The sequence below is a fragment of the Roseivivax sp. genome, assembly GCF_054552075.1.
In genome coordinates this window covers 26,449-39,362 of record NZ_JBTOLZ010000012.1, presented here as the reverse complement: position 1 = coordinate 39,362, position 12,914 = coordinate 26,449, and the positions used below count along the sequence as shown (strand labels likewise).

11 protein-coding genes are annotated in these 12,914 nt (G+C 68.7%); 8 read left to right on the top strand and 3 right to left on the bottom strand.

Features of this window, described 5'->3' with window-relative positions; translation table 11 throughout:
- Nucleotides 1-135 precede the first annotated feature (135 nt).
- The 4 genes from minC to serB all read left to right on the top strand — a co-directional run bounded on the left by minC (nucleotide 136) and on the right by serB (nucleotide 3,351).
- On the top strand, nucleotides 136-852 hold the full coding sequence (minC, locus tag ACX938_RS10750) for a septum site-determining protein MinC (protein ID WP_232753716.1): 717 nt from the start codon (nucleotides 136-138) through the stop codon (nucleotides 850-852).
- Nucleotides 849-1,697, top strand: coding sequence for a septum site-determining protein MinD (minD, locus tag ACX938_RS10745; RefSeq protein ID WP_232753715.1), 849 nt, complete (start codon nucleotides 849-851; stop codon nucleotides 1,695-1,697). The genes minC and minD overlap by 4 nt, the downstream gene beginning before the upstream one ends.
- Nucleotides 1,694-2,011 carry a cell division topological specificity factor MinE gene (minE, locus tag ACX938_RS10740; protein WP_232753714.1) on the top strand — a complete coding sequence of 106 codons (318 nt, stop codon included), beginning with the start codon at nucleotides 1,694-1,696 and terminating at the stop codon, nucleotides 2,009-2,011. Before minD ends, minE begins: the two co-directional genes overlap by 4 nt.
- A gap of 449 nt (nucleotides 2,012-2,460) precedes the next feature.
- Nucleotides 2,461-3,351, top strand: a complete 891-nt coding sequence (serB, locus tag ACX938_RS10735) for a phosphoserine phosphatase SerB (protein WP_459431048.1) — start codon at nucleotides 2,461-2,463, stop codon at nucleotides 3,349-3,351.
- Between the two features lie 574 nt (nucleotides 3,352-3,925).
- On the opposite strand, the gene ACX938_RS10730 is transcribed toward serB, so the two are convergent.
- Nucleotides 3,926-4,927, bottom strand: a complete 1,002-nt coding sequence (locus ACX938_RS10730) for an asparaginase (protein ID WP_459431047.1) — start codon at nucleotides 4,925-4,927, stop codon at nucleotides 3,926-3,928.
- Between the two features lie 167 nt (nucleotides 4,928-5,094).
- On the opposite strand from ACX938_RS10730, the gene ACX938_RS10725 reads away from it, so the two are divergent.
- The 3 genes from ACX938_RS10725 (at nucleotide 5,095) to rlmN (ending at nucleotide 7,857) form a co-directional block, all read left to right on the top strand.
- Entirely contained in the window at nucleotides 5,095-5,622 is a 528-nt protein-coding gene (locus ACX938_RS10725) for an invasion associated locus B family protein (RefSeq protein ID WP_232753711.1), read from the top strand.
- 251 nt (nucleotides 5,623-5,873) lie between these two features.
- The gene (locus ACX938_RS10720) at nucleotides 5,874-6,233 is read left to right on the top strand and encodes a hypothetical protein (RefSeq protein ID WP_459431046.1); all 360 of its coding nucleotides are present in this window, start codon (nucleotides 5,874-5,876) and stop codon (nucleotides 6,231-6,233) included.
- A 445-nt stretch (nucleotides 6,234-6,678) separates the two neighbouring features.
- On the top strand, nucleotides 6,679-7,857 hold the full coding sequence (gene rlmN / locus ACX938_RS10715) for a 23S rRNA (adenine(2503)-C(2))-methyltransferase RlmN (protein ID WP_459431045.1): 1,179 nt from the start codon (nucleotides 6,679-6,681) through the stop codon (nucleotides 7,855-7,857).
- A 723-nt stretch (nucleotides 7,858-8,580) separates the two neighbouring features.
- Here the strand turns inward: rlmN and ACX938_RS10710 are convergent.
- Together ACX938_RS10710 and ACX938_RS10705 are read right to left on the bottom strand one after the other, a co-directional pair.
- Entirely contained in the window at nucleotides 8,581-9,900 is a 1,320-nt protein-coding gene (locus ACX938_RS10710) for an ammonium transporter (protein WP_232753708.1), read from the bottom strand.
- A gap of 43 nt (nucleotides 9,901-9,943) precedes the next feature.
- Nucleotides 9,944-10,282, bottom strand: a complete 339-nt coding sequence (locus ACX938_RS10705) for a P-II family nitrogen regulator (RefSeq protein WP_232753707.1) — start codon at nucleotides 10,280-10,282, stop codon at nucleotides 9,944-9,946.
- A 254-nt stretch (nucleotides 10,283-10,536) separates the two neighbouring features.
- Between ACX938_RS10705 and ACX938_RS10700 the strand changes: the two genes are divergently transcribed.
- The gene (locus ACX938_RS10700) at nucleotides 10,537-12,696 is read left to right on the top strand and encodes a transglycosylase domain-containing protein (protein WP_459431044.1); all 2,160 of its coding nucleotides are present in this window, start codon (nucleotides 10,537-10,539) and stop codon (nucleotides 12,694-12,696) included.
- Nucleotides 12,697-12,914: the final 218 nt, after the last annotated feature.

The following is a 12,914-nucleotide window of genomic DNA, read 5'->3' as shown; positions in this document are numbered from 1 at the left end:
CTTTCGCCGGACCGCGGGATCGCGGCAGGATGGCCCCCCAAGAAGAGCGGACGCGACGCGAGTCGTGATCCGCCCCGAGAGCAGGAGCAGTGATTCGACGTGTCAGACAGATACGGCCAAGACCGGCATGGTGACATGCCGGCGCAACGCGCCCCCTTCCAGATCCGCGGGAGGTTCCTGACCGCGCTCGCGCTGCGCATCGACGGCGAGACGACGGATGACGGCTTCTACGCGCATCTCGACGACCAGCTGCGCCAGACCTCGCAGTTCTTCGACGGCGCCCCGATGGTGCTCGATCTCGGCCATGCCCCCGGCGTAGCCGCGCCCGAGGCCCTGAGCGGCCTGGTCGAGAACCTGCGCGCCCGCAAGCTCAAGGTCTTCGGCGTGCAGAACGCGCCGGGCTGCGATGCCGGCACGCTCGACCGGTTGGGCCTGATCGAGGTCACCACCGGCCGCGACGCCCCCCTGCCCGCCGCCGAGAAGCCCGCCCGGGTCCGCGCCCGCGAAGAGCGCCGCGGCACCGAGAACAAGGTGGTGCGCCAGCCGGTGCGCTCGGGCCAGATGGTGGTCGCCGAGCGCGGCGACCTGACGGTGATCGGCTCGGTCGCCTCGGGCGCCGAACTGGTCGCTAGCGGCAACATCCATGTCTACGGGCGCCTGCGCGGCCGGGCCATGGCGGGCGCCCATGGCGACGAGAGCGCGCGCATCCTCTGCCAGAGCCTCGAGGCCGAGCTGGTGGCCATCGCCGGCCTCTACAAGACGAGCGAGACGCTCGAGGAAGAGGCCGAGCGCGGCCGGGCGATGCATATTTTCCTCAAAGACGAGAGATTGCTTATGGAGGCGATTGGATGACGATCGAACTGAAGGAGAAACCGCCCCTCGGGCGGGTCGTCGTGATCACGTCCGGCAAGGGCGGCGTGGGCAAGACCACCTCGGCGGCGGCGGTGTCCGCGGGCCTGGCCAAGCAGGGCCACAAGACCGTTGTGATCGATTTCGACGTGGGCCTGCGCAACCTGGACATGACCATGGGCTGCGAACGCCGCGTGGTCTTCGACTTCATCAACGTGATCCAGGGCGACGCGCGGCTGAAGCAGGCGCTGATCCGCGACAAGCGGCTCGACACGCTGTCGATCCTGCCGACCTCGCAGACCCGCGACAAGGACGCGCTGACCAAGGAGGGCGTCGAGAAGGTGCTGGACGAGCTCAAGCAGGAGTTCGACTACATCGTCTGCGACAGCCCCGCGGGCATCGAGCACGGCGCCCAGATGGCGATGTATTTCGCCGACGAGGCGGTCGTGGTGACCAACCCCGAGGTCTCCTCGGTGCGCGACAGCGACCGGGTGCTGGGGCTCCTCAGCAGCCAGACCAAGCGGGCCGAGACCGAGGGCGCCGAGCCGGTCAAGGCGCAGGTGCTGATCACCCGCCACGACCGGACCCGCGTCGAGAGCGGCGAGATGATGACCGTCGAGGACGTCCTCGAGATCCTCGCCGTGCCGCTCCTGGGCGTGATCCCGGAAAGCCAGGCGATCCTGCGGGCCTCGAACATCGGTACGCCGGTGGTACTCGACGGGCCCTCGGCTGCGGCCAAGGCCTATGAGGACGCGGTCTCGCGGCTGACCGGCACGGATGTCGAGATGCGCATCGAGAGCGAGCGCCGCCCCAACCTTCTGCACCGGCTCTTCGGGCGGGCGTCATGAACCTGTTCAGCTTCGCCCGCAAACCCCGCCGCGCCCGGACCGCCGACACCGCCAAGGATCGCCTGCAGATCCTGCTCGCGCATGAGCGCAGCGGCACCGGGACAGGAGAGGCCAGCTACCTGCCGAAGCTGCAGAAGGACATCGTGGCCGCGATCCGCAAGTATGTCGCCATCGGCGACGACGACGTGGAGGTCCGGATGGAACGCGGAGACCAGATGTCGAGCCTCGAGATCAACATCGACCTGCCGCAGGCCGAGGCCGGCGGCAAAGCCGAGGCCGCGAAATCCGGGAGCAAGGCAGCCGCGAAGGCCTGAACGCCTTTGCGCCCTCGCGCCCTCGCGCCCCGCGGCTTCGCGGCTTCGCGGCTTCGCGGCTTCGCGGCTTCGCGGCTTCGCGGCTTCGCGGCTTCGCGGCTTCGCGGCTTTGAGATGATCCCCACCGGCGGCCGCCACCACGCGCGGCCGCCGGTTTTTATTGGCGAGACCGCCCCGCGCCGCCCCGCCCGGCCCGCGCGCCCGTCCCGAGGCGCCCCCAAAAGGCCGCCGCCCTCCCCCAGCGCCACGGCACAGCCCCCTCGGCGCAACACCCACAAAGCCGCGCCCCTCTTCCCCCTTCAGCTTGGCAAAAATACCTCGGGGTGAATTGGCGGCCCCGCCGCCAAGAGGGGCAGAGCCCCTGATCCCCCCAAACAACCAGCCCCCCCCCGCTTTCCCGCCGCCCCTCCCCGGTCTATGACCGGCGCGACGCCACAGCGGAGCCCTCCATGACCCAGACGCCCCAGACCGCCACGCTGCTTTCCGACCCGCGCGCCCCGCGGCTCGATCCCGCCGCCGCCGAGGCGCTGCGCAACGCCTGGGGCGGCGGCACCCTGCGCTGGCTCGCCGCGGACGAGGCCTGCGAGTTCGACCTGCCGGGGCGCCCCGCCAATGCCGAGGAGGTCTGGCGCGAGTTCCAGACCCTCGGCATCGACCTGGCGCTGCAGCCCAGCGCCGGGCGGCGCAAGCGCATGCTGCTCGCCGACATGGATTCGACGATGATCGAGCAGGAGTGCATCGACGAGTTGGCCGAGGAGGCCGGTGTCGGCGCCGAGGTCCGGGGCATCACCGCCCGTGCGATGAACGGCGAGCTGGATTTCGAGGGCGCCCTGACCGAACGGGTGGGCCTGTTGAAGGGGCTCTCCGAGCGCGTGATCGACAAGGTCCTGGCCGAGCGCATCAGCTACATGCCCGGCGGCGCGGTGCTGCTGGCCACGATGAAGGCCGCGGGCGGCCATGCGGCGCTGGTCTCTGGCGGCTTCACCGCCTTCACCTCGGTGGTGGCGGAGGCGCTTGGCTTCGACGAGCACCGTGCCAATCGGCTGCTGGCCGAGGGCGGCGTGCTGACCGGCGAGGTCGCCCGCCCGATCCTCGGCCGCGAGGCCAAGGTCGTGGCGCTGGAAGAGATCACCGCGCGGCTTGGCATTGCTGAGGGTGAGGTCATGGCGGTCGGCGACGGGGCCAATGACCTCGGCATGCTGGGCCGCGCGGGCGCGGGCGTGGCGCTGCACGCCAAGCCCTCGGTGCAGGCCGAGGCGCAGCTGCGGGTGAACTTCGGGGATCTGACGGCGCTGCTCTATCTGCAGGGCTATGAGAAGGCGGAGTTTGTGGGGGGCTGACGAGGGGCTCTGGGGGTTGGGTGCGCGGTGCTCTTCGAGAGGGCGCGGCGGTTTCCGAGAGGGCGTGCGTCGGACTGGGGGGCGTTGCTGCTGGCTTCTGGGATGGGCGCTTTAACCCGGGAAGATAACGACCACAGGTGAGCCGAGCGTGTCACTCTCAGAAGCACCCCACTACCCTCTCACCCCACGCAACAGAGGGCGCGCGCCGGACCGGGGGCCGGCGCTGCTGACCTCCGAGCGAGGCGCTTTATGGCAGCAAGGTCAGGACGAGAGGTGAGTTAGGCGCTTCGCCCACAAGAGCGCCGGCCCAAGGGGCCGGTCCGGCGCGCGCCCGGCATCTTCGATGCTATTCGGGCGCAAGGAGGCGCGTTGGTTTGTCCGGGTGCACATATTGATTTGCGCGTTTGGGATGCGCGCAGGGCGAGGCACACCAAGTTCTAGCCGGTGACTTCAATTTGAGCCGCTGAGCTCAAGTCCTCACCACGCCCGCCAAGCCCTCACAAAGCCACCTCAAACGCTCAAAACGCCCACCCCCCCCCCCACACCACCAGCGGCAAACGCCCAAGCCTCCCCCTCACACCGCCAGCGGCGCCGCGGGGCGGATCGCGCCGGTCTTCATGCCGCGCCAGTTGGTGATCTCGGGCGTCAGGAAGCGCGCCACGTCGGGATGCGCGGTGTCGAGCACCTCCATCCGCGCCAGAACCGCCGCGATGGCGCATTCCGCGGCCCGCGTCGCCCCGTCCAGCGCCTTGACCGCAATGCCCTTGCCGCGGGCGGGCAGGATCGCGACGAAATACCCTTCGGCCCCGGTCTTCAGCGCCACCGGCTCCTTGGCCGCGCGCATCAGGAGCGTGCAGGCCCGGCCCTCGCCCGCGACCAGCTCGGGATGAGCGATCATCGCCCGGGTCAGCCGGGCGGCGGCGCGCGACAGGGTGTCGTCGCGGCGCTCGGCGGTGGCGAACCAGGACATCGCCCGGGCCATGGCGCCCATGGTGGTCGCATGGTTCGGCGCCGAACAGCCGTCGATGCCGTAGCCCGGGCTCACCCGGTCGGTGACCAGCTCGAAAGCCTCGCGGGCGGCGGCCTGCACCGGGTGGTCGGGCTCGTGATACTCAGGCCCGCCGCCCAACTGCGCGTTCAGCGTCAGGAAGCCCGCGTGCTTGCCCGAGCAGTTGTTGTGCACCTGCCCGGGCGCCCTCCCGGCGCAGAGCATCTCGTGACGGAGCGCCTTGTCGCGCGAGGGCTGCGGCCCGCAGCGCAGCGCCGCGTCGCCGAGCCCCAGGGCCTCGAGCCAGGCGCCGACCGCCTCGACGTGCAGGGGCGCGCCCTGGTGGCTGGCGCAGGCCAGGGCCAGGTGCCGGTCGGTCAGCCCATGGGCCTCGGCGGCGCCCGAGGCGACCAGCGGCAGGGCCTGGATCATCTTCGCCGAGGAGCGCGGCAGAATCATCGCCTCGGGGTCGCCCCAGGCCGCCTCGACGGCCCCGTCGGAGCCCGCGACGGCGATATGTCCGAGGTGCACGGATTCGGCGATCGGTCCACGCCAGACTTCACACAGGCGGGCAGGTTGGGCGCACATACAAAGGCTCCTCACGTATTGGCGATATTCTGCCGAGAGGGCTTTTCGGCAGCCGCGACTTCGGGCTAATGTCCGGTCCGAACTCGGGTCTCAGCCGGCAAGATAAACCGGGGCGGAGACAACGCAACCCGAGCTTTTGAGGGTCAGGTTCACTGGAGGCTCAGGCAATGAAAGCGGTGATCGGGAGCGGGCTCGCGGCACTTTTCCTGGCATGGGGCGGCGCTGCGCTCGCACAGGACGAAAGCACAAACCGCGTCGATGCGATGACCGACTGGTCGGTCTTCGAAGGATCCGACCCGCGGGAGTGCTGGGCGGTGACGACCTACAAGGAAAGCGTGAACACCCGCGACGGCCGCGTCGTGGCGGTGACCCGCGGCGAGATCCTCCTGATGGTCTTCTTCCGCCCCGGCGCCAATGTCGCGGGCCAGGTCGCCTTCACCGGCGGCTATCCCTTCGCGGACGGCTCCACGGTCAATGTGAACATCAGCGGCACCGAGTTCGAGCTCTTCACCGAGGGCGAATGGGCCTGGCCGGCGACGCCGCAGGACGACGCCAAGATCGTGACCGCGATGAAGCGCGGCGCCGACGCGGTGCTGACCGCGCGCTCGAGCCGGGGCACGACCACCAAGGACACCTTCTCGCTCCTGGGCTTCACCGCTGCCGTGGAGGACGCCGAGCGCCGCTGCACGAGCTGATCCCTGTCGCCCGGGCCCGCGCCTGAGCGCGCCGCCCGGGGCCTTTCCCGCCGCTTCCGGCCTCATCGCTCCGCCCCGCCTTGTTCGCGGGCCGCGGAGAAAAGCGGCGTTTGTGACAAATTTTGGTCGCCTGCCTTATTCCTGCCACAATTCGGCTGCAAAACACCTGTATACAGGTGCAGAGCAAAGGCGGGCGCACCCTCCCGCCGGCGCGCAGAAGACACCGCGACACCGTAAATGAGGCGACCATCATGATCGAGCAGCATGACGCGTTTCTGAATGCACGACCCGCCATCGTCCGGCTTCCGCAACCCGGCGCGCGGCTGCGCGACGGTCGCTACCAGGCCCGCCAGGACGGCCCCCGCGTGATCCGCAGCTGGATCACCAACGTTCATCGCGAACGCGACTTCGGCCGCCTCGAGGCCTGGGTCACCATCGTGGTGCAATATGCCCCCTGCCTGCCCCCGCGCACCACGCGCCTCTTGGTCGGCGTGCCCGCGCCCACCAGCCTTCGCCCCGGCGAGCTTCGCAAGAAGCTGATCGTCACCACGCTGAACCTCGCGACGCTGATGCATCGCGCCGAAAGAGGAGGACGCCGCGCCACTGCCTGACACCATTCTTGCCCTATTCAACACTCTTGTTTTCTGCCTATGGGATGACTGCCCAATGCGCTCTTCGGAGCGCATTTTTTTTGATTCTTGGAGGGCGTGGGGCGGGTGAGTGGCGAGCCGCTGTGGGGCGTAGGCCGTAGCGGCGCCCTTGGTCCGAGCGGCCACCGCCGCCGCTCGATCCACGCGTCCATCATGGTTAAGCACAGCCGCGCCCGCCATGGTTCGCTCAGTCCGGTATACAGGTCCGTTTCTGCGGCGGCCGCGCCGATGGGACCGCCCTGCTCCGTCCCGCGCCCTCTGCCCAAGCGCCCCGGCACCGCCCGCCAAGACCCCTCTCCCGCCTGCGCCCTTCCGCTCGCGCGGATCGAATCTCCCTCGGGAAATGTTTTGGATTTGCCGCCGAATCCCTATATGGGACCCACTTTCCGACGAAGAGCCGAGTGAGATGACCGCCAACGCACCGATCACGCAGGATCTTGTGACCATCCCCCGCAAGGCGGAGGACGGGCCGACCAATATCATCGGGCTGACCCGGGACGCGCTGCGCGAGGCGCTCCTGGCCATCGGCACGCCCGAGAAGCAGGCCAAGATGCGCGTCAACCAGGTCTGGGCCTGGCTCTATCACTGGGGCGTGCGCGACTTCGACGCGATGACCAACCTGTCGAAGGACTACCGCCGCCTGCTCGCGGAGCATTTCGTCATCCGCCTGCCCGAGGTGGTCTCCAAGAACGTCTCCATGGACGGCACCCGGAAATACCTGGTGAAGATCGCCGGCGGCCACGAGGTCGAGGTGGTCTACATCCCCGAGGAAGACCGCGGCACGCTCTGTGTCTCGAGCCAGGTGGGCTGCACGCTGACCTGCTCCTTCTGCCACACCGGCACCCAGAAGCTGGTGCGCAACCTGACCGCCGGCGAGATCATCGGCCAGGTCATGGTGGCCCGCGACGATCTCGGCGAATGGCCCGAGCAGCGCGCGCCCCGGAACGAGACCCGGCTTCTGTCCAACATCGTGCTGATGGGCATGGGCGAGCCGCTCTACAACTTCGACAACGTGCGCGACGCGATGAAGATCGCCATGGACGGCGAGGGCATCGCGCTCTCGCGCCGGCGGATCACGCTCTCGACCTCGGGCGTGGTGCCCGAGATCGCCCGCTGCGCCGAGGAGATCGGCTGCCAGATGGCGGTGTCCTTCCACGCCACCACCGACGAGGTGCGCGACAAGCTGGTGCCGATCAACAAGCGCTGGAACATCGAGACGCTGCTGGCGGCGCTGAAGGAATATCCGCGGTTGTCGAACTCCGAGCGGATCACCTTCGAATACGTAATGCTGAAGGACGTGAACGACAGCGACGCCGACGTGCGGCGGCTGGTGAAGCTGATCTCGGGGATCCCCGCGAAGATCAATCTCATCCCCTTCAACGAATGGCCCGGCGCGCCTTACGAGCGTTCCGACTGGAGCCGGATCCAGGCCTTCGCGGACATCATCTACAAGGCCGGCTACGCCTCCCCGATCCGCACCCCGCGCGGCGAGGACATCATGGCCGCCTGCGGGCAGCTGAAGTCCGCGACGGAGCGTGCGCGCAAGTCGCGCCGCGAGATCGAGGCGGAAGCGGCGCGCGGGTGAGGGTGTTGGGGGTGTGCGGGCGTAAGGCCCGTGCGCGGGTGAGCGCGGATTGTGGAGACGCAGCGCGCGAGTGAACTCGCGGTGTCGATTAGAAGGCGCGTTGGTCTCTAGCACCCATGTTCCGAGAGCCGAACGGCGGTCCCATATTGGGACCACCGTCTCCGGCCGCCGGAAGCCCTCACCATGGGCAGCGCACCGTCATCTAACTCCCAAGCCCGACTTGCGCCCGAACAGCACCGAAGGTGCCGGGCGCGCGCCGGACCGGCCCGATGGGCCGGCGCTCTTGTGGGCGAAGCGCTTAGATCGCAGCTCGTCCTGACCTTGCTGAAATAAAGTGCGCAGCTCGGAGCTAGGTAGCGCCGGCCCCCGGTCCGGCGCGCGCCCTCGCTTCAGGCCGACGGGGTCCGCTTTTTGCGGCGCGCCGGGCCGCCCCCGTCGATAGGGCGCTCGCGTATTGGCGGTGTGCTTGAGCCCCCGTCCAGCGCGCCCTCGCTTGAGATCGTTTGGGGCCGCCATTTGGCGGGGCGCCTCGGTCCCGTGCTGCTCCGAGGTGAGATCTTCCGAACCAAACCGGCATCCTGCCTGCCCTGGCCTCCCCGCTCCGCGGTCCGGTCCCCACGACCTCGCAGGCGGCGCGCGCCTCACCAAAAAGCCCCCCCTCACACAAAAAATCCCGGGCGACGCATCGCCCGGGTTTCTTCCGTCAGGCCGTAGCCCCTCCGGTCAGCCCTTGGAGAACTCCGGGTAGGCCTCCATGCCGAGCTCGGCCATGTCGAGACCGTTGATCTCGTCCTCCTCGGAGACGCGGATTCCGAAGAGCGCCTTGAGCACCATCCAGACCACGGCCGAGACCACGAAGGTGAAGAGGCCGATCGCCACGATGCCGACGATCTGCGTGCCGAACGACGCGTCGCCGTTGTAGAACGGCACCGCCAGCGTGCCCCAGATGCCGGCCACGAGGTGCACCGGGATGGCGCCGACCACGTCGTCGATCTTCAGCTTGTCGAGCAGCGGGACGGTCACGACCACGATGATGCCGCCGATCGCGCCGATCCAGAGCGCGCCGAAGAGCGTCGGTGCCAGCGGTTCCGCGGTGATCGACACCAGGCCCGCGAGCGCGCCGTTCAGCGTCATGGTGAGGTCCGGCTTCTTGTAGAGCGCCTGGCTGAGCAGCAGGGCTGCCACCGCGCCGGCCGCCGCCGCCATGTTGGTGTTGGCGAAGATCCGGCTCACGTCGGTCACGTCACCCACGGTGCCCATGGCCAGCTGCGAACCGCCGTTGAAGCCGAACCAGCCGAGCCACAGGATGAAGGTGCCGAGCGTCGCCAGCGCCAGGTTCGAACCCGGCATCGGCACGGTGCGGCCATCCTTGTACTTGCCGATGCGCGGCCCGAGGATCAGCGCGCCCGCCAGAGCGGCCCAGCCGCCCGCGGCATGCACCAGGGTGGAGCCGGCGAAATCGGCGAAGCCCATCTCGGAGAGCCAGCCGCCGCCCCACTGCCAGGAGGCCTCGATCGGGTAGATGAAGCCGGTCAGCACGACCACGAAGATCAGGAAGGGCCAGAGCTTGATGCGCTCGGCCAGGGTGCCCGAGACGATCGAGGCGGTGGTGGCGCAGAACATCAGCTGGAAGAAGAAGTCCGATCCGACCGAGGCGTAATCCAGCGCCGCATCCCCGGCCGCGAGGCCCACGGGCTCGAGCGAGGTCGGCGAGATCAGGATCCCGAGGTAGCCTGGGATGGTCCAGCCGTCGCCCGGATACATCAGGTTGAAGCCCACCAGCCAGTACATGATCGCCGCGATCGAGAAGAGCGAGATGTTCTTGGTCAGCTGCATGGTGACGTTCTTGGAGCGCACGAGGCCGGCCTCGAGCATGGCGAAGCCCGCCGCCATCCAGAACACCAGGAAGCCGCCGATCAGGAACAGCAGGGTGGTGAAGATATAGGGGTTCACGTCCGGGGCCGCCTCGGCCTCCTGGGCCAGACCCAGCGACGGCAGCGCGGCAAGCGCGACAGCCGGGGCAAGTGTCTTGAGAAGTTTCATGTATCCGTTTCCCTTTGTGATCTTGTTCTCGGTCCGCGCGCCCTCAGAGGGCGTCCGCGTCGGTCTCGCCGGTCCGCACGCGGATCGCCTGGCCCACGTCGAGGACAAAAATCTTGCCGTCGCCGATTTTCCCGGTCTTTGCGGTGGAACCGATCGTGTCGATGACCTGTTCGGCCATGGATTCGGCCACAACGATCTCGAGTTTGATTTTCGGCACGAAGTTCACGGCGTATTCCGCACCGCGGTAGATTTCGGTGTGCCCGGACTGCGATCCGAAGCCCTTGATCTCGGTCACCATCATGCCGCGCACGCCGATGGAGGTGAGCGCCTCGCGCACCTCCTCGAGCTTGAACGGCTTGATCGTCGCAATGATGAGTTTCACCTTGGTCCCTTTCGGTTTGGCAGGCCGGACCTGCAATTCGCAGGGAAAACAAAGAAAGCCGGAGGCCCTTTGGGGAAGGTTTGCGCCGGGCGGGAGGCGGATTCCGCGGGCTTGACGCACAATAATTAGGCGGTAAGGGATTTTTGCCTGTTTTTTAATCGGAAAGAATACGCGGATTTGCGCGCGGCTTGGTGCACATCCGGGCCGCGAATGACTATTGTCTCGCAAAACACCCGAGGCGCCGGGCAGGACGGATGAGCGATTCACGAAAAGGTAAGAACCGGCTGGTCGCGGACCGTCGGTATTCGGCGGCAAAGGCCAAGAAGCCCCAGCCGCGCAAACCCCAACCGCAGAAGCGGCGCCGAGCCGCGCCGCGACGCCGCCGCAACCCGATCGTTGCGCTGGTCTCGGGCCTCGTTCGCATGGTCCTGCGGGTGATCTGGCTGGTCACCTCGCGGGTGGCGCTGGTCGCGGGCATCCTGGTCGCAGCCTGGGTCGGCTACACCTATACCACCCTGCCCGCCGCCGAGACGCTGCTCGACGGGCGCGCGAAGGGGTCGGTGACGCTTTATGACCGCAACGGCGACGTCTACGCCTGGCGCGGCGACCAGTTCGGCGGCGTGGTCACCGCCGAAAGCGTCTCGCGCCATCTCAAGCACGCGGTCATCGCCACCGAGGACAAGCGCTTCTACTGGCACCTCGGCGTCTCGCCGCGCGGCATCGCCTCGGCGATCCGCATCAACCTGCGCGAGGGGCGCGGGCCGCTGCAGGGCCACGGCGGCTCGACCATCACCCAGCAGACCGCCAAGCTGCTCTGCCTCGGGGTGACCTACGACAAGTCGGTCTGGGAGACCGAGGCCGATTACATCGACGACTGCCGCGAGACCTCGATCGCGCGGAAGGCCCGCGAGGCGATCTACGCGCTCGCCATGGAGGCCAAGTACAGCAAGGACGAGATCCTCTCGATCTATCTCAACCGCGCCTACATGGGCGGCGGTGCCTTTGGCGCAGAGGCCGCCTCGCAGCGCTATTTCTCCAAGCCCGCCGCGCTGGTCGAACCCTCCGAGGCGGCGATGCTCGCGGGGCTGCTGACCGCGCCTTCTGTCCTGGCACCGACCAACGACCTCGCGCGGAGCCAGAACCGCGCCGAGGTGGTGATCGGGCTGATGGAGGAACAGGGCTACCTGACCTCCGCCGAGGCCCAGAGCGCGCGCGCCAATCCCGCCACCCTGTCCCAGGCGGCCGAGCGCCGCGACGGCGGCTATTTCGCCGACTGGATCATGGACACGCTGCCGCCCTTCGCCGATGTCTCCTCGCGCGAGGACGTGGAGATCACCACCACGCTCGACCCCAGGCTGCAGAACGCCGCCGAGGCGGCGATGAACAAGATCTTCGAGGAGAAGGTCCGCGAGGGCTCGGACGCCCAGGCGGCGATCGTGGTCATGTCCTCGGACGGGGCGGTGCGCGCCATGGTCGGCGGCCGCAAGACCGGCGTCTCGGGCGTCTTCAACCGCGCCACCCAGGCCAAGCGGCAGACCGGCTCGGCCTTCAAGCCCTTCGTCTATGCCACCGCGCTGGAGCTGGGCTATTCGCCCTATGACACCGTGGTCGACGAGCCCTTCTGCATGAACATCCCCGGCTCCGGGGAATGGTGCCCGAAGAACTACAGCCGCGACTACGCCGGCCGGATGACCCTGGCCGAGGCGCTGAAACAGTCGCGCAACATCCCGGCGATCAAGATCTCCGAAAGCGTCGGCCGCGACCTGGTGCGCCAGGTCGCGAGCGACTTCGGCATCGATTCGCGCCTGATCGACACGCCCTCGCTGGCGCTCGGCGTCTCCGAGGCCTCGCTTCTGGAGATGACCGGCGCCTATGCGGGCATCCTCAACGGCGGCTCCTCGGTGAAGCCCTATGGCGTCAGCCAGCTGCGCTACCAGGGCGACGACGAGGCGCTGCTCGACAGCCAGGGCGGCATCGGCGAGCGGGTGATCCAGAAGGAGGCGGCGCAGCAGCTGGTCTTCATGATGGAGAAGGTGATCTCCGAAGGCACCGGCGGGCGGGCGCAGATCGGCCGGCCCGCGGCGGGCAAGACCGGCACCTCGAACGAGCAGCGCGACGCCTGGTTCGTGGGCTTCAGCGCCGATTACGTGGCCGGCGTCTGGATGGGCTATGACGACAACACGCCGCTGACCGGGGTGACCGGCGGCGGGCTGCCGGCGGAGATCTGGCAGGAGACCATGGCCCGCGTGCACGAGGGCCTGCCGGTGCGCGAGCTGCCGATGACGGTGCCCGACCGGCCCGAGCCGCAGGTGCAGCAGCAGCCCCAGCGCCAGCAGCAACCGCAGCGCCAGCGTCCGCAGGATCCGGTGGGCGCGGTGATCAACCAGGTGCTGCGCGACCTCTTCGGGAACTGAGCGGGCGGCGGCGGGCGCCGCCTCTCGCTTGGTCCGGTGAGGGTGCTGCACACCGCCCGACGCCGGGGGCGGTGAGGGCGGCGCGCTTGGCGCTGCTCCTCGGCGCCTCCACACGGCCCCCGCTGCCGCCGCTGCCCTCACGGCCCTCACGGCCCTCACGGCCCTCACGGCCCTCACGGCCCTCCCGCGAGGGCAGTATTTCCGCAACTCCCCCGCCG

What these genes read in the sequence shown, in the direction of transcription:
- minC (WP_232753716.1), top strand. Translation starts at nt 136, where the DNA reads ATGCCGGCGCAACGCGCCCCCTTCCAGATCCGCGGGAGGTTCCTGACC.
- minD (WP_232753715.1), top strand. Translation starts at nt 849, where the DNA reads ATGACGATCGAACTGAAGGAGAAACCGCCCCTCGGGCGGGTCGTCGTG.
- minE (WP_232753714.1), top strand. Translation starts at nt 1,694, where the DNA reads ATGAACCTGTTCAGCTTCGCCCGCAAACCCCGCCGCGCCCGGACCGCC.
- serB (WP_459431048.1), top strand. Translation starts at nt 2,461, where the DNA reads ATGACCCAGACGCCCCAGACCGCCACGCTGCTTTCCGACCCGCGCGCC.
- ACX938_RS10730 (WP_459431047.1), bottom strand. Translation starts at nt 4,927, where the DNA reads ATGTGCGCCCAACCTGCCCGCCTGTGTGAAGTCTGGCGTGGACCGATC.
- ACX938_RS10725 (WP_232753711.1), top strand. Translation starts at nt 5,095, where the DNA reads ATGAAAGCGGTGATCGGGAGCGGGCTCGCGGCACTTTTCCTGGCATGG.
- ACX938_RS10720 (WP_459431046.1), top strand. Translation starts at nt 5,874, where the DNA reads ATGATCGAGCAGCATGACGCGTTTCTGAATGCACGACCCGCCATCGTC.
- rlmN (WP_459431045.1), top strand. Translation starts at nt 6,679, where the DNA reads ATGACCGCCAACGCACCGATCACGCAGGATCTTGTGACCATCCCCCGC.
- ACX938_RS10710 (WP_232753708.1), bottom strand. Translation starts at nt 9,900, where the DNA reads ATGAAACTTCTCAAGACACTTGCCCCGGCTGTCGCGCTTGCCGCGCTG.
- ACX938_RS10700 (WP_459431044.1), top strand. Translation starts at nt 10,537, where the DNA reads ATGAGCGATTCACGAAAAGGTAAGAACCGGCTGGTCGCGGACCGTCGG.